Raw genomic sequence first — 23457 nt, forward strand, 5'->3', positions numbered from 1 at the left:
TTCAGGCAGCCGGTGCGGTCAGTGCGCCGACATCAGGTATTCGGCGATCGGGCCAAGCGCCAGCGCCGGCAAGAAGGTGAGTGCGCCGACGATGATCACCACGCAGGCCAGCAGCGTGACGAACAGCGGCGTGTGCGTGGGCAGCGTGCCGGCCGATTCGGGGACGTGCTTCTTGGCCGCCAGCGAGCCGGCCAGCGCGAGCATGGCGATGGCCAGCGTGTAGCGCGAGAGAAACATGCACACGCTCAGCATCACGTTCCAGAACGGGATGTTGGCGGAAAGGCCGCCGAAGGCGCTGCCGTTGTTGTTGGACGCGGAGCTGACCGCGTAGAGCATCTCGCTGAAGCCGTGCGCGCCGGGATTGCCGACGGTGGCGGTCGCGGCCGGCGTCATCACCGCGATCGCGGTGCAGATCACCACCAGCGCGCAGGGAATCAGCACGGCCAGGCTAGCCATCTTCATCTCGTACGCTTCGACTTTCTTGCCGATGTATTCCGGCGTGCGACCCACCATCAGGCCGGCGATGAATACCGCCACCACCGCGAAGGCGAGCATGCCGTAGAGGCCCGAGCCCACGCCGCCGAACACCACTTCGCCCAGCTGGATCAACCACATCGGCACCAGTCCGCCGAGTGGGGTGAGCGAGTCGTGCATGTTGTTCACCGCGCCGCACGACGCGGCCGTGGTGATCGCGGTGAACAGGCTGCTGGCGGCAATGCCGAAGCGCGTTTCCTTGCCCTCCATGTTGCCGCCCGGCTGCAGCGCCGAAGCGTGCTGGTCGATGGCCAAGCTGTGCAGGATCGGGTTGCCGGCCTGCTCGGCTGCCGTCACGCCGATCGCCAGTGGGATGAAGATCACCAGCATCGTGGCCAGAAGCGCCCATCCTTGCCGGCGGTCGCTCACCATCTCGCCGAAGGTGATGCACAGGCCGCCCGGGATCAGGAAGATCGCCAGCATCTCCAGGAGGTTGGCGAACGGCGTCGGGTCTTCGTACGGATGCGCTGAGTTGGCGCCGAAAAAGCCACCGCCATTGGTGCCCAGCATCTTGATCGCGATCTGCGAGGCGGCCGGGCCCATCGGTAGCGTCTGCGTGGTGAGCGGCGCCGGCTTGGTGACCGCGTTGCCCTGCGCATCCTTGAGCGGATTGCCGGCGGCGTCGGTCACCGGATTGGCATATGTGCTGGCTTGCAGCACCGGCACGTCCACGTACGGCTTGACATTCTGGATCACGCCCTGCGACACCAGCAGCATCGCCAGCAGAAAGGAGATCGGCATCAGCACGTACAGCGTCGTGCGCGTCAGATCGACCCAGAAATTGCCGATGCCCTTGGCACTCTTGCGCGCAAAGCCGCGCACCACGGCGATCGCCACCGCGATGCCGGTCGCCGCCGACATGAAGTTCTGCACCGCCAGCGCGGCCATCTGCGTGAGATAGCTCATCGCCGATTCGCCCGAATAGGCTTGCCAGTTGGTGTTGGTGATGAAACTGATCGCCGTGTTGATCGAAAGGTCCGGGCTCAGCGCGGGAAAGTGCTGGGGGTTGAGCGGGAGCCATTGCTGGGTGCGCTCGAACGCATAGACCGCGAGCATGCCGCCGACGTTGAACACCAGCATGGCGATGCCATAGCGCTTCCAGCTCATGTCCTCGTCGGCGCGGATGCCGCAGAGACGGTAAATGATCCGTTCCACGCCGGCCCCGATGCGCTGGACGCGATTGGGCTGGTCGGCATATACGCGCGCCATGTAGCTGCCGACCGGCTTGATCAGCAACAGCAGCACGACCAAGTAGATGCCGATCTGGAGGAAATCGTTGGCGGTCATTCGAACCACTCCGGCTTGAGCAGCGCCACGCACAAATAGATCGTCAAGGCCACCGCGAGCACGGCGGCCAGTCCGTAGAAGAAGTTCATGGGATTGAATCCGTCAGATAGTCGCGGCCGCGGCGGTCAGCCGCGCGGCCCCAGGCGGTCGCAGAGCAGCAGGAAGCCCAGTGTGGCCGCAGCCAGCACGAAACCGAAAAGCAGATAGATAACGTCCATGGGTATACCCGATGCCTTACAGCTGCGCATTGTGGGCAGCCGGGCATAAGAAGCGGGTAGCGAAATCGGGCCGCTGCGTATAGAACGCGTAAAATTTTTCGGAACGCGGGAACTTGGCCCGGTTAGTGCCGATTTTTTTTTCGGGGCACGCCAGCTCCCCCTGCCAAGCTAGGGGTGGCTCCGGGGCAGGCTCTGGAGCTTATCGGTGAATGTCGTGCGGTGTTCCGGGTTTCGAAAGGGTAAAGCTCTCTTGTATGCACCAATTCGATCCCTAGCAAGCCTCAGCGCTCCCTCGGCAATCTTCAATGCGTTTCTGGTAACGTAATTTGCTGCCGAGCTTCGGCCGCTGCTCTTCCGTTGCCAGACATTAGCGGCAAATGCTTAATCAAAGATATTCGATCTTTTCGGCGATGGTGTCATAAATTGGCATGCCTGCAATGGCTTTGAGGCGATCGTTGCCATTGATGTAGTTCAGATTGCCCTCGTTGTCGCGGCTTTCTCTGAATTTTGAAAGTACGTAACCATCAGGCAATGCCATTTCGCGAACAGTTGAGTTCAGGGCGTCTCTTTTTACGAAATACGCGTTGTTTCCTGCGGTGTTGCAGCCGATGAACGCGTACCCTTTCTCGTTGGACAGATCGCACAGGGCTTTTAGAGAGGCTCCAAAATAGAGGTTACTGCTGTGTGCTTTGGTGCGTTGAAAGTGCCTGTCGTAGGGGATGGTAATGGCCATTTCGGCTCCAAAGATACTATTGTATTCAAGTATCACCAGGAGAGGTTTTACGGCGGTTATTTCCTTCCAAATCCAATAATCGTTTCCGTCAAGATCAATATGCAAAATGCCTATGGCTTCGGGCAATTCAGAGGACCTGAGCAATTCATTGATATTTTCACGATCTATAAAGGCCGCCTTGGCAGTTAACTCGTATCGCCAGAAATATTCGGAATTTATGATTTGATCGATATTGGAGCGGGAGCCATCCATGACAAAACCCGACCAGTTGTTGTTCATCATGAGAAATCGGGTGTTTGACTCACGATAGTTGGATACGCCAAATTCAATGAATGTCTTGGATGGAAAGTGTAGATGGTTGATTAGCCACTGAATAATGCCGTCATCTCCCCACTGGGAAAAAACCTTGAATTCCACCTCTTCGAAGCTCTTGATCTCTGCTTTTGCCCTGACCATATCAGCCAACAATTTACCGAGCGCGAGCATTTGCTGCTCGGTGGTTTTCGCTGCCAATCTGGGTAGTACGGCTTTAACACGCTTTAAAAACTTGGACAGATTCATCGAATAACCCATAGTAACCTCGTGCCAAGACGAAGTGCTGTTGATTGCTCACGCCAATTAAAGCCTTCCCCATTGATGATATTAGAGCCTGTCGAGGGTCGAGGAAAAGTATTGAGGCGGTGCTGAGTGTCGGAGTCGCAAGGGCACAGGCTATGGTGGACAAATAAAGTCATCTTCGGGCTGAATAAATGGCGTTACGCCGACGTTAGACGTGATGGATCGCGCCATGGTGACACTCTTGCGGTCATGCGTATTTTTGAGGTTGGCACCCATCTGGCTGATGCTTATCTATGTGCTGGATGTCGTGTGGGTATGGGGTTTTCGCAGCCTCAATGCACGGAAACTGCCCAGGCGATGAACGCCGCGTTCACCGCCGTCAGCGTCAGTGCGATCAGGAACAAGGCATCCGCGCAGCGTTCCAACCGATGATTGCGCCGCACATTGCGCGTGCGCAGCGCCCAATACGACACCAGGCAGGCGGCCAGATAAAGCATGGCGTTGACGGCCAACAGGTCGTCGCCGAATATGTCGGGCCGGCGCAGGGAAATCACCACGCGGATGATGCCGATGACCGTCAGGCAGACACCCACCATCGCCGCCGATGCAGTAAAGATGTGCACGCAGATATCGTTATCAAGCAGTGATTGGCGGGTTTGCGCGGTGTCGTCCTCATCCATAGGCATTCGAGGCGAATGGCATCGTTCAATTTGGACATGCCCCCGCGCAAGGGGTTTCACGGCAAGACCCTGCGTTTAAGGGGCAGACGGGTTCTACGTATTTGCGTGCGGATCGCCGATCAGGTGCGCTTCCAGCCAATGGGCGATGCGCGTCACTACCAGCGCGCTGGCGATGCCGATGGTCACTTCGCCAAGCCGGGTCAGCGCGACGGTCCAATAGGCGCCCTGATGAGGCACCAGCATTACGATGGTGACGGTGGTGGCGCTGAGCTTGCCGGCATTGCCGATGTTGAAGCACCAGCACAGCACGATCGCCACCGCCATGGTGATGGCGTAGACCGGATAGCTGTCCTGCGCTAGCGATGCGCCGATCAGCGCCACGGTCGCGCCGATGGCGGCGCCGATAACTTGGTCGCGCGACAATTTGCGCGTGTCCATGTACGTCTGCTGCGTTACCGAGATCGCGGTCAGTGCGCCCCAGAACGCCTGTTGCGTATGCAACAGCAAGCCAAGGCCATAGCCCATGCCGCCGGCCACCAGCGCCTGCGAGGCCATCGACAGGCCCACGATCAGTCGATGGCTCCATGGCAGGCGCTCGTACAACTGTTCCATCTGCTGCTGGAAGTAGCCGAGCTCACGCCGGTTCTCGCGAATGCGTTCGTTGCTCATCGGTGCATGCTTCTCACAGCGGCGTGAGGTTGGCGTAGGCGGCAACCAGCCACTTGCTGCCGGCGTTTTCGAAATTCACCTGCAGGCGCGTATGGTGGCCGCTGCCTTCGGCGCTGACCACCACGCCGTCGCCGAAGCTCGGGTGGCGCACGCGCTGCCCCAGTTTCACCGGTTGGTCTTCCTTCAGCGATGGCGGCGGTTCGGCGAAGCGTCCGGCGTAAAGCGGGCGACTGACTTGCACGCGTGGGCGTATTTCGTCGATCAGCGACGGCGGTATTTCGCTTAAGAAACGCGACGGGCGCGCAAGCATTTCGGTGCCGTGCATGCGCCGCGACTCGGCGTGGGTGATGATCAGGCGCTGGCGTGCGCGCGTGATGCCCACGTAAGCGAGGCGGCGTTCTTCTTCCAGGCGTCCTTCATCTTCGACGGAGCGCTGGCTGGGGAACAGGCCTTCTTCCAATCCGACCAGAAACACCAGCGGAAACTCCAGCCCTTTGGCCGAGTGCAGCGTCATCAGTTGCACGCAGTCGTCCCAGGATTCGCCCTGGCCCTCGCCGGCTTCCAGCGCGGCGTGCGAAAGGAACGCAGGCAGCTCGCCCAGGCCCGCTTCGATGTCGTCGGGCGTCAATTGGAAGCGGCTGGCGACGTTGACCAGTTCGTCCAGGTTTTCCACGCGCGATTCGGCGTTGCCGCGGCTGTCCTTTTCGTAGAACTCGCGCAAGCCAGACTGGGTGATGGCGTGGTCGATCTGCTCGGCCAGGGATAGGCCCGCTTCGCCGCTTTCCGCCGAGGGGGCAAAGGCGCGGCCCATCTCGTCGATCATGACGAGGAAGCCCTTCACCGCATTCTTCGCGCGTCCGGCCAGCTCGCTGGCGCCGCTCAATTCGTTCAGCGCCGCTTCCCACATCGACGTAGCCTCGGCGCGCGCGCGCCGGCGCAGCGCATCGAGCGTGCGATCGCCGATGCCGCGCGGCGGTGTGTTCACCGCGCGCTCGAACGCGGCGTCGTCGTGGCGATTGGCGGTCAGGCGCAGGTAGGAGAGGGCGTCCTTGATTTCGGCGCGCTCGAAGAAGCGCTGGCCGCCGTAGACCCGATAGGGTACGTCGTGCTGGATCAGTTGCTCTTCGAAGTTGCGCGATTGCGCGTTGGAACGGTACAGGATGGCGCAATCTTTCGCATCGCCGTGCTCGGCGATGTATTCGCGGATGCGCTCGATCACGAAGCGCGCTTCGTCCTGTTCGTTATAGGCGGCGTAGACGGCGATGCGCTCGCCTTCTTCGCCGGCCGTCCACAGCTGTTTGCCAAGACGGCCGCCGTTGCGTTCGATCACGCTGTTGGCGGCCTTGAGAATGTTGGAGGTGGAGCGGTAGTTCTGCTCCAGCTTGATGGTGCGCGCGCCGGGGAAATCGCGCAGGAATTGCTGCACGTTTTCGACCTTGGCGCCGCGCCAGCCGTAGATCGCCTGGTCGTCGTCGCCGACCACGAACACCTGGCCGGTGGAGCCGGCGAGCACGCGGATCCAGGCGTATTGCAGCGCGTTGGTATCCTGGAATTCGTCGATCAGCAGATAACGCCAGCGCTGCTGGTAGTGCTCCAGGATCGCCGGCTGCTTGAGCCACAGTTCGTGCGCGCGCAGCAGCAGCTCGGCGAAATCGACCAGGCCGGCGCGGCGGCAGGCGTCTTCGTAGGCCTGGTAGATCTGCACCAGGGTGCGCGTGACCGGGTGATGGCCATGTTCGATGTTTTCCGCGCGCTTGCCTTCGTCTTTCCAACTGTTGATCTGCCAGGCGGCCTGGCGCGGCGGAAAGCGCGCTTCGTCCAGGCCCAGGCCCGCGACCACGCGCTTGACCAGGCGTTGCTGGTCGTCGGCATCGAGAATCTGAAAGCTTTCCGGCAGGCCCGCTTCGCGCCAGTGCCGGCGCAGCAGGCGGTGCGCGATGCCGTGGAAAGTGCCGACGGTAAGACCTTGCGTGCCGCCGGGAATCAGCTGATCCAGGCGCGCACGCATCTCGCCCGCGGCCTTGTTGGTGAAGGTAACGGCCAGGATCGCCCACGGCGGCACCCGTTCGACCTGGTTGAGCCAGCCGATGCGGTGGGTGAGTACGCGCGTCTTGCCGGAACCGGCGCCGGCAAGCACCAGGTAGTGGCCGGGCGGGGCGCAGACGGCTTCGCGCTGCGCGTCGTTAAGCGAGTCGATCAGATGCGAAACGTCCATCCGCATCATTGTAGCGGGTGGATGTGGATCGAAGGTTCGTCTCGCGCCGGGCTTGTGGTTGCGCCTGGGGCGTATGGCTCCACATGCGCCGGAATCACCGGCAGGCGCGCGGCGAACCGGCTCAGCGCTTGGACATCAATCCGCCCAGCGTCAACAGCGCACCGACCACGATGCCGCTGATGCCGATCCACGGCGGGATGGCTTTGTCATGCGTGGCGGTGAGCTTGGCCGAGCCCAGCTGCACCAGGGTGTCGGTCTGCGAGTAGCTGGCATGGCCGAAGATCACCCACAGGCCGCCCACGAGCAACACGATGCCGACAATGACCAGGATGGCGCGCATGATGGGTTCCCGCGAAAAGATGGTTCGATCATAGGTGGCGTCCGCGCGGGAAGGAAGACGCCATGGCTGCTCCGCGCTGCCCGTTCTCAGCGCACCTTCATGAAGGCCGGGTGCACATCGTGGGCGAATGCGAGAGAGGGGGGCGAACGAGGCGCGGAGGCGGCATGGCGCCGCCTCCGGCGCGTGCATCAGTTGACGAACTCGTAGTAGTCCACGCCCAGGTCCTGGAACGCTGCTTCGTAGGTGCTGCCGGTGCGCGCGATGATGAACTGGTCGCGCGGCGGGCAGTTGAACTCCGGATGCTTGCCATCGTGCAGCGCTTCGTACTGGTGCTGGGACAAGTCGGTCGCTGTGGCCAGTGCCTGGCGGAAGCCGATCTTGCCGGCCGCCGCGCGCCACTGCGGCACCACCTTCAGCGGAATCGCTTCGGAGGCGTCGCCGCTGCCGTAGCCGATCGCGTAGAAGCGGGCACCGGCCAGCTCCGCGCCTTGCTCCAGCGCCTGCTCGAAACCGGCGGCGATCCAGGCCGGCAGCGCGGCGGTGTAGAGGTTGCCCAATTCCATCGCCCAGTCGGTACCGTACTTCACGCGCGTGGCCAGCAACTCCTGGAACGCGGCGCTCTTGCGCACCACGCCGGACAGCTTGGTGGTAAGCGGATGCGGTTCCTGCGCGGCGTCGGCATGACTGCCCAGACGGACGAATTCGCCGAACAGGTCCGGCGTGTTGCGGCACTCGGCGATCACCGCTTCCGGCGCCACGCCGGCCTGCGCGCACAGCGCCTGGAAGGCTTCGTTGGGCTGCGGCGCGCGCGCCAGTGCACGCGCGTAGATGAACGCCAGCGCCTGCAACGGCATCATGTGGTACGGGCGGTGGAAAAACAGGCCGTCGGCGCCGTTGATGAAATCCAGGTCCGACACGCCCAGGCGCTGCAGCATCGCATCCACCGCCTGGCCGGTTTCGTCCAGGTAGGCGAAGGTGGAGTACTTGCCGCTGAACACCGGGAAATCGTGCGCGCGCTTGCTGCGCTGGCCGTAGTCCTGGTCGAAATGGCGGGCGAACGGCTTGCGGAAATCCGGGCCGCGATAATCGGAGGCGCTGCCGGCGCGGGCCAGGTCCACTTCGAACAGTTTGGGATCCGCTTCCACCAGCATGGCGACGGCGCCCGCGCCCTGGGTCTGTTCGCCGCTGGAACCGCGTTCGTATTCGGCGATGTCGCTGCATACCACGATGGCCTGCTTGCCGTGCGCATCGAAGGCCACGTAGCGCAGCGCGCTCTTGAGCGCGTACACGCCGCCCAGGCACGCATGCTTGAACTCCGGTACTTCCAGCTGGCGGGAAAGGCGCGGCAGTCCCAGTCGCTCCAGTTCGCGATCGACCATGCCGCGCACGATCACCGCGCCGGCGGAGTTGTCCTTGCTGCTTTCGGTGCCGAGCGCGAGCTGGCCGATGTTGCGCGGGTCGAGGTTGTACTGGCGGATCAGCCGCAGCACGGCCGTGGCAGCCATGGTGTAGGCGTCTTCATACGGCGCCGGCCGGCGGAAACTGCGACCCACCACGGCCTGTACCTTGTCCCAGGAGTTGCCGGTCCATTCGCACCAATCCTTGAGGGGGACGCGCGGCTGCGGGACATACAGGCTCATGCCGCTCACGCCGGGGTTACGCTGCTGTGCTGCCGTATCGTTCGCTGTATTCAAAACCAGTATTCCTCGATCAATTCGGGTCATGCCGGCGCTTTATTCGATTCGTTCCTAAGCGCTGGACTGCCGCCTGCGTCGCGACGGGGCGTGGCACGTACGGTGGGGGTGCACAGTACATAAAACGGGGCGGACTCGCCATTATCGCGCAGATTGCGGCGTCGGTCCCGTGCGGGGCGCATGACTTCGGTCACGGCATGGCACCGCGCCGCGCCGGGGGCGCGGCTCACCGCATGCTCGAGTTAATCTGAAAGCTGGGCGAAAAGTACGCCGTGGCCGGGCAGTTGCAGCCGCAGGCCATCGAGCGAGCCCTGCGGCAGGCCATGGCGGTCCAGCGGGCGCGCGTTGGCGAGGCCGGGCAGGTCCAGTTCCAGTTCGGTGGCGTGCTTGCCCAGGTTGAACGCGGCCAGCACCCGTTCGCGGCCGTGCGTGCGCACGAAGGCCAGCACGGGTTCGGGTGCGTCCAGGAAGCGGATGTCGCCCCAGCGCAAGGCGGGCTGCCCGGCGCGCCACTGCATGAAGCGGCGGAAACCGTGCAAGACCGATGCGGGGTCGGCTTCCTGCCGCGACACCGCCAGTGTCTTGTGTGCTTCGTCCAGCGGCAGCCACGGCGTATGGCGGCTGAAACCGGCGAACGCGCTGTCGTCCCAGGGCATCGGCGTGCGGCATCCGTCGCGGCCTTTGAAGTTCGGCCAGAACGCGATGCCGTACGGATCGCGCAGGGCCTCGAACGGCACTTCCGCTTCGGTCAAGCCCAGTTCCTCGCCCTGGTACACGCACACCGAGCCGCGCAGCGAGCACAGCATCGCGGTCAACACGTTGGCCAGGCGAGGCGATGCGTTGCCATTGCCCCAGCGGGTGAGCACGCGCTCCACGTCGTGGTTGGAAATGGCCCAGCACGGCCAGCCGTCGTGCATCTGCGCTTCCAGTTGCGCCACCGTGTCGCGGATGTACGCGGCGCTGAAATCGCTGCTCAGCAATTCGAAGCTATAGCCCATGTGCAGGCGATGGCCGCTGGTGTATTGGGCCATCGTGGCGAGCGAATCTTCCGAGGAAATTTCGCCTAGCGACACCGCCTGGGGATAGCGGTCGAGCAACGTGCGCAACGAGGCGAGAAAATCCAGGTTTTCCGGCTGCGTGTTGTTGTACCAGTGATACTGGAACGCATACGGATTGTCGGGGCTGAAGCCGCGTCCGACGCGTTTTTCCTTCGGCTTGGGCGGGTTGTCGCGCAGCTGGCGGTCGTGGAAGCAGAAATTGATCGCATCCAGGCGCAGGCCGTCCACGCCCTTGTCCAGCCAGAAGCGCACTTCATCGAGCACCGCCGCGCGCACGTCCGGGTGATGGAAATTCAAATCCGGCTGCGCGGCCAGGAAGTTGTGCAGGTAGTACTGTCCGCGGCGCGGCTCCCATTGCCAGGCCGAGCCGCCGAACAGCGAAAGCCAATTGTTCGGCGCGCTGCCGTCGGGCTTGGCGTCGGCCCACACGTACCAGTCGGCCTTGGCATTGTCGCGGCTGGCGCGGCTTTGCTTGAACCATGCGTGCTGGTCGGAGGTATGGCTGAGCACCTGGTCGATCATCACCTTCAGGCCCAGGCCGTGTGCCTTGGCCAGCAGGCGGTCGAAATCGTCCAGTGTGCCGAACAGCGGATCGACATCGCGGTAGTCGGCAATGTCGTAGCCGAAATCGGCCATCGGCGAGCGGAAGAACGGCGCGATCCAGATCGCATCCACACCCAGGCTCGCCACGTAGTCCAGCTTCTGGATGATGCCCGGCAGGTCGCCCACCCCGTCACCGTCGGTGTCGAGGAAGCTGCGCGGATAGATCTGGTAGATGACGGCGCCCCGCCACCAGGCTGCATCACTCATTGAAAACCCCACTGTAGGCGCGCGGCTTCCAAAGCCGGCACGACGAGCGGTGTGCAGCTTAGCCGTAGGCCATCGCACGCTCGCAGGGGTTTGCATACGTATTCATTTGTGCTGCGGGTGCGGCATAACGATTTGCCGGCCGAACGCGTAGCGCCCGGCCGATTCAGGCAGCGAATGCCCGCAAATGCGAGAATTACGCGTTTTTCGGCCGGCTTTTCAGCTTTGCGAAAGGCGTGCGCGCCTGTCATGTTGCAGCGCGATGCATACGCCAAGGGGGGCGTTATGAATACGTATGCAAGGTTCGCCCGCTTTGGAAAAGTGCGCCCTACCATCCGCTCACGCCGCCGATTCCGTCCGCGTGCGTGCTAGCTGCTTTTGTCCGCACGCGAGGGACGAGGGGGACGGCTACCGGTCAAGAACCGACGTGACTACGAGAAAATTTTGGGGGAGGGGAAACCAAGTGATACTTAAGCGCAATGTGCTAGCGATGGCTCTGGTTGCGGGACTGTGCATGACCTTTGGCGCTCAGGCAGCCACCGGCGACACGGGCCAGACGAACCAGGACACGAGCCCGCAAACAACCGCCACCGGCAACGGCGGCGCCAGCCAGACCACGAGCAACCCCAAGAGCCAGCAACAATTGGCCAAGAGCTTGTCTGCGGTGACCGTGACCGGCTTCAGCAGCAGCGTGGAGAAATCGATCGATTACCAGCGCTATGCCGATACCATCCAGAACGTAGTGACCGCCGCCGACCTGACCGGTCTGCCCGATCAATCGATCGCCGATTCGCTGACCCGCCTGCCGGGCGTTTCCGCCGAGCGCATTGCGGGCCAGGCTTCGCAGATCAACTGCCGCGGCCTTTCGGGCAACTTCATCGAAACCACGCTGGACGGCCGCGAGCAGCCCTCGACCAGCGGTACCAACTACACCCAGTTCGATCAATATCCCTCCGAACTGATCAACATGGCGACGGTGTACAAAACCTCGCAGGCATCGCTGATCGAAGGCGGCGTGGGCTGCACCATCGACATGGAGACGGCCAACCCGCTCGACAACAAGAAAGACCAGACGCTCGACGTCGACGCGCGCGGCAGCTACGACGGCCAGGCACATGACATCGTGGGCGACAACCCGGTGGGCTATCGCGTCAGCGCGGCGTGGCAGGGCAAGTTCCTGGATAACACGCTGGGCGTCGGCCTGGGCTTTGCGCAGTTGTATCAGCCGCACATTTCCGAGCAGTTCGTGGGTGAAGCGAACGGCGACTACCAGTACCTCAATCCGCCCACCAATACCGGGCCGCAAGCGTATGTGCCGCAGGGCCTGCAGCTGCAGCAGGACGGCGGCACGGAGCGTCGTACCGGCTATCTGGCCACGGTGGTGTGGCGTCCGGACGATCACTGGCAGATTACCGGCGATACCTACTATTCCAAGTTCGACGACGACTACTACGGCTACGGCTTCCGCTCGCAGCTGTTCAGCAGCAACAACGCCACCATCACCAACCCGGTCTACGGGCCCGGCCAGACGCTGATCGGCGGCACGGTGACCAGCATTCCGGGCCTGGCGAACGCGCAGTTCTCCAACGAAACCACGGCGGACAACTACTCGACCGACACCGGTATTTTCTCCGGCGGCCTGAACGCGAAGTGGAACAGCGGCCCCTGGCATGTGGAGATGGATGCCTCGCTTTCGCATGCCGAAAGCAACGAAATCAACGTCGATACGACCGCCGACGTGTACAACGGCCTGGGTACGGCCAATCCCACGCTGGCGAACCAGTCCACCACCTACAAGTTCAACGGCCTGAACATCGGCCAGGTGTCGTTCGCCAACCCCAGTATCTACACCAACCCCAACGACATGGCGCTGTCGCGTTACGGCGTGTATCCGTACATCTATCACGATCGCGACAAGGCCTTCCGCGCGGCGGTGCAGTATGACCTGGAAGACAACCCGATCATCTCGGACGTGCAGGCTGGCGTCTACGTCAACAACCATGGCTATGAAGCCAACCGCACTGCCTGGGTGTACGGTTCCGAATGGGGTTCCTACCCCGTGGCCGGCCAGCCGCCGCTGCCGCTCAGCAGCAGCGACACGTCGGTGGTGTGCTGGAAGGGTTCGTTCAGCGGCTTCCCCTGCTTCCTCAAGCTCAACGCGCCGGCCATTCTGGCTTCTTACGGCATCAAGCCCAATCCCGAGCTTGACCTCAATCCCAACGGCCAGTCCTGGACGGGCGTGCAGAGCGGTACCGTGTCGGAGAAGGTGCGCGACCTGTACTTCATGGCCGACATCGACACGACGCTGTGGGGACATGAGCTGACCGGCAACATCGGCATGCGCGTGACGCACACGATCCAGTCCAGCAGCGGCCTGGAGGAAGTGCCCACCGGTACCGGCGTGCCGATCACCGACGGTTTCGGCTATGTATCGACCAGCTACGATCCGCTCAACGAAGGCATGAGCTACACCAAGTGGCTGCCCTCGACCAACCTGATCTATCACTGGACCGATAGCGACCAGACCCGCTTCTCGGTGTCCAAGGTGCTGTCGCGTCCGCCGATCAACTACATGCTGGCGGGCGCCGGTTCGTGGGAAAGCGACGGTTACTTCAACGTGTGGGGCGGCTACAGCCCGCTGCTGCGCCCGTTGACCGCCATGCAGTATGACCTGGATTACGAACACTACTTCGACGACTCCACCGGTCTGGTCACCGCCGGCGTGTTCGTCAAGCATGTGGACACCTTCGTCCAGCTGGTTACCTACAACAACTTCAACTTCGCCTCGGTCGGTATTCCGGTGCCGATCAACCCGGCGACCGGGCAGCCCTACCTCAATGGCTCCTATGCCACGGCCTACAACGCACAAGGCACCATGGTGCGCGGCCTGGAGCTGTCGTTCCAGAAGACGCACTTCCTGCCCGGCGTGTGGAAGAACCTGGGCGTGGGTGCGAACTACTCGCTGACGCAGAGCCCGTTCGGTGCCAGTTCTACGCTGGGCGGTCCGACCACGGTGCAGGCGCTGCCGGGTCTGTCGCGTAACGTGGCCAGCGCGTCGATCTTCTATGACGACGGCAAGTTCTCGGCCAACCTCACCGGCAATTACCGCTCGAAGTTCGTCTCCGACTCGCAGATCGCGGTGACCAACCAGATCGTGTATTTCGCGCCGGAAACGGTCTACGACATCCAGTCGGCGTACAACATCACCAAGAACATCAGCATCCTGTTCCAGGTGTTGAACATCACCAACCAGCCGACCCGTACCTACTTCGGTCTGCCATCTGAAACCGGCACGATCCAGTACTTCGGCCGCACGTTCTACACCGGCTTCAACCTGAAGCTCTAAGCCAACCGTGCCGGGCGTTGTAGCGGCAACGCCCGGCCGGCTCCCCCAGCCCGGTTCTGTTTGACGATTGTGGGGCCGGGTTCTTTTCTTTAGCTTTTCCCCTGCATGGATCGAGCCGTTCCTGGGTTTATCTTTGAGCCGGCTCCCAGGAGATGGTCATGCCCCGATTGCCCACGGTGTTTCGAGCGGCCGCCATGGCGGCCGCGTTGTTGCTGGCTACACCCCTCTACGCGCAACAGCCGCAACCGGCGACGCAGCCTTCCGGCGTCTACTACGAAATCTTCGTGCGCGCGTTCTACGACAGCAACGGCGACGGTATCGGCGATCTCAAAGGCATTACGCAGAAACTCGATTACATCAAGTCGCTGGGCGTCAGCGGCATCTGGCTGATGCCGATCAATCCTTCGCCCACCTATCACGGTTACGACATCACCGATTACGACGCCATCAATCCGCAGTACGGCACGCTGCAGGATTTCAAGACGCTGGTGGACGAAGCGCACAAGCGCGGCATCAAGGTGGTGATGGATATGGTGATCAACCACACCAGCAACCAGCATCCGTGGTTCAAGGCGGCGCAGAATCCGAAAGACCCGCATCATGACTGGTACACTTGGGCCACGCCCGGCAGCGATCTGAAAGCGATCAGCGCAACAGGTGGGCCGGCATGGCATCGGGCGCCCAACGGGCAGTACTACGTGGGCGTGTTCACCGGCGCCATGCCCGATCTCAATTACGACAACCGGGCCGTGCGCAAGGCGATGATCGACGTCGGCACGTTCTGGCTGCATGAAGGGGTCGATGGTTTCCGCCTCGATGCCGCGCAGCACATCTACGACGACTTGCGCACGGACATGGACAGCCCCGTCGCACTGAAGAAAAACCTGCAATGGTGGAGCGAATATCGCCACGCGCTGGAGGCGGTGAATCCGAACGTATGGCTGGTGGGCGAAGTGGCGCGCCAGAATCCGGACGACCTCACGCCCTACATGGGTCCCTTGAACGCGGTGTTCAATTTTCCACTCGCCACACAGCTGATCGCCAGCGTGAAGCAGGAGCGCAACCTGGGCATCGGTCGCGGCCTGGAATACACCTATGCCGCTTATCGCAAGCACGCCGACGGCCAGTTCGACGACGCACCGTTTCTCTCCAATCACGATCAGGACCGCGTGATGAGCCAGCTCGACGGCAGCGACGCGCACATGCGCATGGCCGCCGCGCTGTTGCTTACGCTACCTGGCCATCCGTTCATCTATTACGGCGAAGAGCTGGGCATGCAAGGCAGTAAGCCCGACGAGGACATTCGCGAGCCGATGCGCTGGTATCGCAACGGCAAAGGCCCGGGCCTGGCGAGCTGGAAAAGCTGGAGCACGCAGGATGGCCCGGGTATTTCCGTCCAGGCGCAGCAGAGCGATCCCCATTCTTTGCTCAACCTTTATCGCAAGCTGATCGGTTGGCGCGAGCAGATCGGCGCGTTGCGCGACGGCACGCTGCACAACGTGGCGGTCGCCGATCCGCATCTGCTCGCCTACACGCTTGAGGACGCGCAGTCGCGCGTGCTGGTGGTGCACAACCTGTCGCGCGATACGCGCACGCTGACATGGGGCGAGGGCGTCCACGTCTCCACCGTCGCCGAGCAGACGGTGCCCGGCGTGGTGCTGGCGCATGGGCAGGTGACCTTGCCCCCGTACGCAACGGCGATCCTGCGCTAAGGCAGATCGGCACGCCCGAGCGAGCCGCCATTTCATGCGAAATGGCGTTATTTGCCCACATAATCGAGCCCTGCGGTTATAGTCGGACGATATCGCGCCGTGTCCGCCTCGCACGGGCAGGCCGCGCCGGCAACGAATCCTGCGCTGAATAAGGGATGGTGGATGACGACACTGCGCTACCTGGCCATGTGCGGCCTGCTTTCGACGGCCGCACTGGCCATTCACGCCGCGCCGGCCGGAGCCGGCGACGCAGGGTTCCAGATCGAGCGCGCCGACGCGCACGGCCTGCTGCTGGTGCGTGGCAATGACCGCATCGCGCTTCGCTTCGTGGCGCCGAACGTGGTGCAGATCCACGCCATGCCGCACGGGTTGGACACGCCGCCGAGCATCGTGATGAATCCGACCGCGACGCGCGAAACCTTGTCGAACCTGCACGTCAAATCCACCGCGGACGACGTCACCGTGGGCACGGACGAGCTGACCGTCGCCTGGGACAAGCACACCGCGCGCCTGGCCATCGCCGATGCGCAAGGACATGCCCTGCTGCAAACCGATCCCGCCGCGCTGATGGACGGCCAAATCGATTTGCAGCACGCCAAGGACGACGTGCTGTATGGCATCGGCGGCTACGATGCGTTCGAGCCCGCCAGGGGCGGGTTGATGCGCAGCGGCGTGCAGATCGCCAAGGCCGGCGAGCAGGGCTATCCCGGCGGCCCGTTCGTGTGGAGCACCAGCGGCTACGGCGTGCTGGTGGATACCGTGGGCGCCAAGTTCGACCTCGGCGAGGGCAGCATCCAGGTCAGCGGTACCAGCCGCCCTGACGTCAGCTATGACGTGATCGCCGGTACGCCGCCGCGCATTTTCGCCGCGCTGGCCGATCTCAGTGGTGCGCCGCCGCTGTTTCCCAAATGGGCGATGGGCTTTACAAACAGCCAGTGGGGCATCGACCAGCCGGAGTTTGAGAACATCGTGCACGGCTACCGCAGCCGGCACATCCCGATCGACAACTTCACCTTCGACTTCGACTGGAAAGCCTGGGGCGAGGACAACTACGGCGAATTCCGCTGGAACGCGCAAAAATTTCCGGGCGGCCCCACCGGCGCGCTGAAGGCGGAAATGGATCAGCTGGGCATCCACATGACCGGCATCATGAAACCGCGCATCCATGTCGACACCGTCGAAGGCCGCTACGCGCAGGCGCATGGCTTCTGGGCCGAAGGCCGCCCGCAGAACACCGACTATTTTTCGCTCAAGCCGGTGCGCGAGCTGGATTTCGACCAGGCCGTGGTGCGCCGCTGGTTCTTCAACGATACGCTCAAGCACTCCTTCGACACCGGCATCGTCGGCTGGTGGAACGATGAGGCGGACGATACCAACAGCAATACCCAGTTTCTCAACATGCAGCGCGCACTGTACGACGGCCAGCGCGCGTTCACGCCCATCCGCGTGTGGTCGATCAATCGCGACTTCTACCTGGGCGCGCAGCGTTACGCCTATGGCCTGTGGTCCGGCGACATCGACACCGGTTTTGACAGCATGGCCGCGCAGCGCCAGCGCATGCTGAGCGCGATCGACGTGGGCGAAATGAAGTGGGGCATGGACGGGGGCGGCTTCAAGGGCCATCCGGACGACGAAAACTACGCCCGCTGGATCGAATTCGGCGCCTTCGTGCCGATCTTCCGCGTGCACGGCACGCTGGGCGAAAAGCGCCAGCCGTGGGTCTACGGGCCGGTAGCCGAGGCCGCGGCCAGCAAGGCGATCCGCCTGCGCTATGCGCTCATCCCCTACATCTACAGCTACGAGCGGCAAGCCACGACCGCGGGTGTTGGCGTCGTGCGGCCGCTTTTCTTCGATTACCCCCATGATCCGAACGTGCGCGACGACGTCGATGCATGGATGTTCGGCGACAGCCTGCTGGTGTCGCCGGTGGTCGGCAAAGGACAGACGCAGAAAGACATCTATTTGCCGGCGGGCACCTGGATCGATTATTTCAGCGGCACCGTCCACCAGGGCGGTCAGACCATCCACTACGCGGTGGACAGCAAGAGCTGGAGCGACATTCCGCTGTTCATCCGCGAAGGCGCGATCATTCCCACCCAGCCGGTGATGGACTACGTCGGCGAACACCCGGTGACCGAACTGACCGTGGACGTGTTTCCCGCATCCAAGGCCTCGCATTTTGACTATTACGACGACGACGGCGATACCTACGCCTACGAACACGGCGCGTACTTCTCGCAGCGCATCAGCACCCAAGCGGTCGACGGCGGTGCGGTGCTGGACATCGAGGCGGCCAAGGGCAGTTTCCGGCCGGCACTGAAGTACTACCTGGTCAGCGTGCATGGCGTGAGTGCGGTAGCCGTCGGGCACGGCAGGGGCGCCCTGAAGCCGTATGCAAGCGAGCAGGCATTGGAAGCGTCCGGCGGCGAAGGCTGGACGGTTTCGCACGATCGCTATGGCAACGTGACGATCTTGAAGATCGCGGCTGGAACGGCACACCAACTAAGCCTGCGCGCAGCACAGGCGGCACACGGATAATGCCGATGATCGATGCCTTGTCGTTGGCCTTGCGCGCGGCTCGCCTATGCTGAGCCTGATGATGGCGGCCGCTCTCGCCGCCGGCGCGGCGGGCGAGGGCTGGCACGACCAGCTATCGTGGCGCGGCCAGCAGGCGCACATGAGCGCGACGGCGGATGGTTACCGGCTGTCCGGTCCGTTTGGTCAGCGCGATATCCGCACGCAGGCGATGCGGGTCGATACGGCCAGCACGCTGTTCAATGGCTTGTTCGCGATGGCGCAGGACGATTTGGCGCAGGATTCGGTCGCGGCAATCCGCGATGGCGCGTTCGATCACGGCCAGCCCATTCCATGCGCGTGTTTGGAGGCCGGCATGAAGTGGCCGTACGTGTGGACGCGCGATCTTTCCTATTCGGTGGATTTGGGCCTGTGGAGGATCGATCCGCTGCGTGCGCGCAATAGCCTGCGCTTCAAGCTTTCCGACGTGCGCGAACCGACATGGCCGCAAGGCCTGTACGTGATGCAGGACACCGGTTCGGGCGGCAGCTGGCCGATCAGCACCGACCGCGTGGTGTGGTTCCTGGCCGCGCAGCATCTGCTCGACGACCCGGCGTTCGCGCAGGACACGTATCGGGCGATCGTCGATACGCTGGCGCAGGATCGTCTCTACACTTTCGATCCGGATCTTGGCCTTTATCGCGGCGAGACCTCGTTTCTGGACTGGCGCGAGCAGACCTATCCGGCCTGGACCGCGGACAACGTGGTGTTTATCGCGCAGTCGTTCGCGCTGTCGACCAACGTGCTGCACTACCAGGCCCTGCAGTTGGCGGCGAGGCTGGCGCAGGCGCATGGCGATGACGCCGGCGCGAGGGGCTACGCCGAGCAGGCCGCCGCGCTGAAAGCGGCCATCAACGCGCGCTTCTGGCGCGCCGACCGCGGCATGTACATGAGCTATATCGGTGGCGATGGCACGCCGTACGACACCTACGACCTGCTCGGCACGGCGCTGGCGATCACCAGCGGCGTCGCCGAGGGCGATCGCGCGCGGCAGGCGCTGGCGCATTATCCGACCTGGCCGGCGGGCAGCCCCGTGATCTGGCCCGAGCGCAGGGACCAGCCCATCTATCACAACCGCGCGATCTGGCCCTTCGTCAGCGCCTACGCCTTGCGCGCCGCGCGGGCGGTGGACGATCCGGCGCGCATCGCGCACGAGCTTCGCTCGATCATGCGCGGCGCCGCGTTGTCCGGCTCGAACATGGAGAACTACGAGCTGGCGACCGAGGCCACGCACGTGGATGAAGGCAAGCTCAGCGGCCCGGTGGTCGATTCGCCGCGCCAGTTGTGGTCGGTGGCGGCGTATCTGGATGCAGTCAGCGAAGGTGTGTTCGGCCTGACCCCAAGCGGCAAGGTGGAACCGAAGCTGCCGGTCGCGCTGGTGCCGATGCTGTTCGGTCACCGCGACAGCATCGCGCTGCGCATGCCCGGGCGCAGCATCGTATTGCGACTTCCGCGCAGCTTGCGCGGGAATCTGCTGGTCGCCGCCGGAACCCGCCAGCAAGGCAACCAAACCATCGTCACGCTCAAGGCGATCGATGCAGTCTCGGCACCCTTGCGCACCGGCGCGCCGCTTTATGCGCCGGCACCGCCGGCCGCGCCCGTCATCACGGCCGACGGCAACGGCTGGCGCGTGACGGTGGATGGCAAGGTGGTGCTGTACGCGGACGGTCAGCGCGTCGGACGCATCGACGGCGGCACCTACATTTCGCAGGGCGCCATGCCGCCGTGCGTCAGCGCCACGCGCGAAGGCGGGCAGGGCATCGAATCGCTGCACAGCCCGACCGTCTGCGCGGGCGAGGTAACGCATCTGTCCGACGCGTGGCCGCGCGACTGGACCGCGCCCGCCGCGGGTCGCTACCGCGTGGCGCTTGCTTACGAAAACAATCATGGCCCGATCAATACCGGCGTGACCGCCGCGGTGAGGATGCTGGTCATGCATTGCAACGAGGGCATCGCGCAGCGTGTCCCGATCGTGATGCCGCATAGCGTGGGCGAGCAGCGCTCGACGTACGGCATCGTCACCGTGAAGGCCGGCGCGAGCTGCCATTTTGCGCTGGAACAAGGCTTCAACATGAGCGACCTTAGCCACTTTGCGCATTACACCGGCGGCAAGGGCGGCAGCGAAGGGCCGCTGAACGATGCGCGCATCGGCGATCTGCTGATTGCGCCGGCGGCGGACACGCCATGACGCGCAAGCCCACGCTTTCGTTCTGGCAAATCTGGAACATGTGCTTCGGCTTCCTGGGGATCCAGTTTGCCTTTGCCTTGCAGAATGCCAACGTCAGCCGGATTTTCCAGACGCTGGGCGCGGGCGTGGCGGATATTCCGGTGCTATGGATTGCCGCGCCGCTGACGGGTTTGATCGTGCAGCCGCTGATCGGCTACGCCTCCGATCGCACCTGGGGCCGGCTGGGGCGCCGGCGTCCCTATTTTTTGGCGGGCGCGGTGCTCACTACCTTGGCGCTGTTGTGGATGCCCAATTCGGGCCTGCTGTGGATCGCCGCTACGCTGTTGTGGATCATGGATGCATCGATCAACGTTTCGATGGAACCGTTCCGCGCGTTCGTCGGCGACCAGTTGCCGACGCAGCAGCGTCCACTGGGCTACGCCATGCAAAGCTTTTTCATCGGCGCGGGCGCCGTGGTCGCCTCGATGCTGCCCTATCTGCTGGCCTTGCTGGGCGTCAGCAACGTGGCGGCGCCGGGCGGGGTTCCCGCCACCGTGCGCGATGCCTTCTACATCGGCGCGGTGGTGTTGCTGGGCTCGGTGTTGTGGACGGTGTTTTCCACGCGCGAATATCCGCCCGAGCAGTTGCGCGTGTTCGCCGATGAGGTGCCGGCCGAAGAGGTGCATATCGATCGCGCCGGGGCGTGGCGCTTTGGTTTGCTGTGGCTGGCGACCGGCATCGCCGGAGCGTGGCTGGTGCACGGCTATGGCCTGGAGCGCGAGCTGTATCTGCTCGCCGCCGGCAGTGCCGCATTCGGTTTGTCGCTGCTGTGGCTCGGCGTGCGGCAGCAGGGCGGCATGTTTACGCAGGTGATGGCCGACCTGCACAGCATGCCCGATGCGATGCGGCGTCTTGCCTGGGTGCAGTTTTTCTCCTGGTTCGCCATGTTCGCGATGTGGATCTATACCACCGCGGGCGTGGCGCAAGTGCACTTTGGCAGCGTCGATCCCGACTCGGCCGCGTACAACCGCGGCGCAAACTGGGTGGGTGTGTTGTTTGCCGCCTATAACGGCTTTGCGGCGCTGGCGGCGCTGGTCATTCCGCTGATGGTGCGCCGTTGGGGCTTGCGCGTGAGCCATCTGATCAACCTGTGGCTTGGCGGCGCGGGGCTGGTGTCGTTCCTGTTGATCGGCAATCCGCACTGGTTGCTGCTGCCGATGGTGGGCGTGGGCTTTGCGTGGGCGTCGATTCTTTCTTTGCCCTATGCGTTGCTGTCGGACAACCTGCCGGCGGACAAGATGGGCGTGTACATGGGCATCTTCAATTTCTTCATCGTGATACCGCAGTTGCTGGCTGCCAGTGTGCTGGGCGTGTTGCTGCGGGTGTTTTTTCACGGGCAGCCGATCTACGCGCTGGTGTTGGGCGGGGTGAGTCTGCTGGTGGCGGGGTTGAGCGTGTTGCGGGTACGCGAGCCGGCGGGTTCTGAGCGCGCCGCGTAGTTCGGGTAAGGATGCGCGGCTTCCCTTGTCGCGTGTCTGCACCGACGGGTATCAACCCTCAGTTTCGCGTTTGGGCCGCTACGGCACAGGCCGCCGCACGTTGCTGCAACAAACTCTTTTCTCGCCCATTGCGCGCCAGCGATGCCGCACGCTCGAATTCATCGCGCGCCTCGGCATGCCGCGCCAGCTTGCTGAGCAGATCGCCGCGCACGCTGGGAAGCAGGTGGTACTGGCGCAATAGCGGTTCGTCGGCCAAGGCATCGACCAGTGCAAGCCCCGCTTCAGGTCCGGACGCCATCGCCACGGCCACGGCGCGATTGAGTTCCACCACCGGCGATGGCCGCACGCGAGCCAGCAGGGCATACAGGGCTGCGATGCGGGGCCAGTCGGTGGCGTCGGCGCTGCGCGCGCGTGCATGGCAGGCGGCGATCGCGGCCTGCAGTGCGTAGGGGCCAAGCGCACCGCCGAGTTTATCGATGCGCTCCAGCGCACTCAGGCCACGCCGTATCAGCAGCGGATCCCAACGGCTGCGGTCCTGGTCCGCCAGCAGGATCGGTTCACCCTCGGCAGTGGTGCGTGCGCGCAGGCGCGAGGCCTGGATTTCCATCAGGGCGAGCAATCCCAGCACTTCCGGTTCGCGCGGGGCGAGGCTGGCCAGGGTGCGGCCCATGCGCATGGCTTCGTTGCATAGTTCCGGGCGGATCCAGTTGTCGCCCGAGGTGGCGGCGTAGCCTTCGTTGAAGATCAGGTACAGCACTTCCAGCACCGAGGCGAGGCGTTCGTTGCGCTCCTCGCCGCGCGGTACTTCGAAGGGAATCTGTTTGTCGGCCAGTGTGCGTTTGGCCCGCACGATCCGCTGCGCGATGGTCGGCTCGGGCACCAGGAAGGCGCGCGCGATTTCGTCGGTGGTAAGCCCGCCCAGCATGCGCAGCGTGAGCGCCGCGCGCGCATGGGCCGGCAACACCGGATGGCAGGCGGTGAAGATCAATCGCAGCAGGTCGTCGCCGATATCGTCATCGAGCATGGCTTCCAGCTCCGCGCGACCGTCCGGCGGTTCGAACTCCGGTTCGTGCTGCAGCGACTCGTGCTTGCGCTCGATCAGTTTCTTGCGCCGCAGCTGGTCGATGGCGCGGTGCTTGGCCGCGGTCATCAGCCAGGCGCCCGGGTTGTCCGGGACGCCGCTTTCCGGCCAGCGTTCGAGCGCCGCCACCAGTGCATCCTGCGCCAGTTCCTCGGCCTGTCCCACGTCGCGCAGCATGCGGGCGAGGCCTGCGATGAGCCGCGCCGCTTCGATCCGCCATACCGCTTCGATGGTGCGATGGATGTCGGTGGCCGTCATGGCCACCGATCAGAGCACTGGCGCCGA

Annotated in this window: 15 protein-coding genes; 5 read left to right on the forward strand and 10 right to left on the reverse strand. The window is 63.6% G+C overall.

The window, feature by feature from the left end:
* Positions 1-18: 18 nt before the first annotated feature.
* The 9 genes from kdpA to VME63_RS07140 all read right to left on the reverse strand — a co-directional run bounded on the left by kdpA (position 19) and on the right by VME63_RS07140 (position 10796).
* Positions 19-1821 (reverse strand): potassium-transporting ATPase subunit KdpA, encoded by a 1803-nt coding sequence (gene kdpA, locus VME63_RS07100; protein ID WP_325431700.1) that lies wholly within the window; start codon positions 1819-1821, stop codon positions 19-21.
* Positions 1818-1910, reverse strand: coding sequence for a K(+)-transporting ATPase subunit F (gene kdpF / locus VME63_RS07105; protein WP_325431702.1), 93 nt, complete (start codon positions 1908-1910; stop codon positions 1818-1820). Before kdpF ends, kdpA begins: the two co-directional genes overlap by 4 nt.
* 514 nt (positions 1911-2424) lie before the next feature.
* Positions 2425-3333, reverse strand: a complete 909-nt coding sequence (locus tag VME63_RS07110; protein ID WP_325431704.1) for a hypothetical protein — start codon at positions 3331-3333, stop codon at positions 2425-2427.
* A gap of 329 nt (positions 3334-3662) precedes the next feature.
* Entirely contained in the window at positions 3663-4070 is a 408-nt protein-coding gene (locus VME63_RS07115) for a hypothetical protein (RefSeq protein WP_325431706.1), read from the reverse strand.
* Positions 4071-4103: 33 nt separating this feature from the next.
* Positions 4104-4679 carry an FUSC family protein gene (locus tag VME63_RS07120; RefSeq protein ID WP_325431708.1) on the reverse strand — a complete coding sequence of 192 codons (576 nt, stop codon included), beginning with the start codon at positions 4677-4679 and terminating at the stop codon, positions 4104-4106.
* Between the two features lie 13 nt (positions 4680-4692).
* A complete protein-coding gene (gene uvrD / locus VME63_RS07125; protein ID WP_325431710.1) occupies positions 4693-6894 on the reverse strand; it encodes a DNA helicase II in 2202 nt (733 codons plus the stop codon).
* A gap of 121 nt (positions 6895-7015) precedes the next feature.
* Positions 7016-7234 (reverse strand): hypothetical protein, encoded by a 219-nt coding sequence (locus VME63_RS07130; protein WP_325431712.1) that lies wholly within the window; start codon positions 7232-7234, stop codon positions 7016-7018.
* Positions 7235-7422: 188 nt separating this feature from the next.
* The gene (locus tag VME63_RS07135; protein ID WP_325431714.1) at positions 7423-8928 is read right to left on the reverse strand and encodes a hypothetical protein; all 1506 of its coding nucleotides are present in this window, start codon (positions 8926-8928) and stop codon (positions 7423-7425) included.
* 242 nt (positions 8929-9170) lie between these two features.
* Positions 9171-10796, reverse strand: coding sequence for an alpha-glucosidase family protein (locus VME63_RS07140; protein WP_325431716.1), 1626 nt, complete (start codon positions 10794-10796; stop codon positions 9171-9173).
* 511 nt (positions 10797-11307) lie between these two features.
* On the opposite strand from VME63_RS07140, the gene VME63_RS07145 reads away from it, so the two are divergent.
* The 5 genes from VME63_RS07145 (at position 11308) to VME63_RS07165 (ending at position 22091) form a co-directional block, all read left to right on the forward strand.
* The gene (locus VME63_RS07145) at positions 11308-14139 is read left to right on the forward strand and encodes a TonB-dependent receptor (protein ID WP_325431718.1); all 2832 of its coding nucleotides are present in this window, start codon (positions 11308-11310) and stop codon (positions 14137-14139) included.
* A gap of 158 nt (positions 14140-14297) precedes the next feature.
* The gene (locus VME63_RS07150; protein WP_325431720.1) at positions 14298-15851 is read left to right on the forward strand and encodes an alpha-amylase family glycosyl hydrolase; all 1554 of its coding nucleotides are present in this window, start codon (positions 14298-14300) and stop codon (positions 15849-15851) included.
* Positions 15852-16013: 162 nt separating this feature from the next.
* The gene (locus VME63_RS07155) at positions 16014-18389 is read left to right on the forward strand and encodes a TIM-barrel domain-containing protein (RefSeq protein ID WP_325431722.1); all 2376 of its coding nucleotides are present in this window, start codon (positions 16014-16016) and stop codon (positions 18387-18389) included.
* Positions 18390-18435: 46 nt separating this feature from the next.
* A complete protein-coding gene (locus VME63_RS07160; RefSeq protein WP_325431724.1) occupies positions 18436-20613 on the forward strand; it encodes an MGH1-like glycoside hydrolase domain-containing protein in 2178 nt (725 codons plus the stop codon).
* Positions 20610-22091: an MFS transporter gene (locus VME63_RS07165; protein WP_325431725.1), complete on the forward strand. Its 1482-nt coding sequence runs from the start codon at positions 20610-20612 to the stop codon at positions 22089-22091. The genes VME63_RS07160 and VME63_RS07165 overlap by 4 nt, the downstream gene beginning before the upstream one ends.
* Before the next feature lie 58 nt (positions 22092-22149).
* On the opposite strand, the gene VME63_RS07170 is transcribed toward VME63_RS07165, so the two are convergent.
* Complete coding sequence (locus VME63_RS07170) at positions 22150-23430, reverse strand: RNA polymerase sigma factor (RefSeq protein WP_325431728.1); 1281 nt, start codon at positions 23428-23430, stop codon at positions 22150-22152.
* Positions 23431-23457 lie beyond the last annotated feature (27 nt).

Source organism: Dyella sp., assembly GCF_035503745.1.
Lineage (GTDB): Bacteria > Pseudomonadota > Gammaproteobacteria > Xanthomonadales > Rhodanobacteraceae > Dyella_B.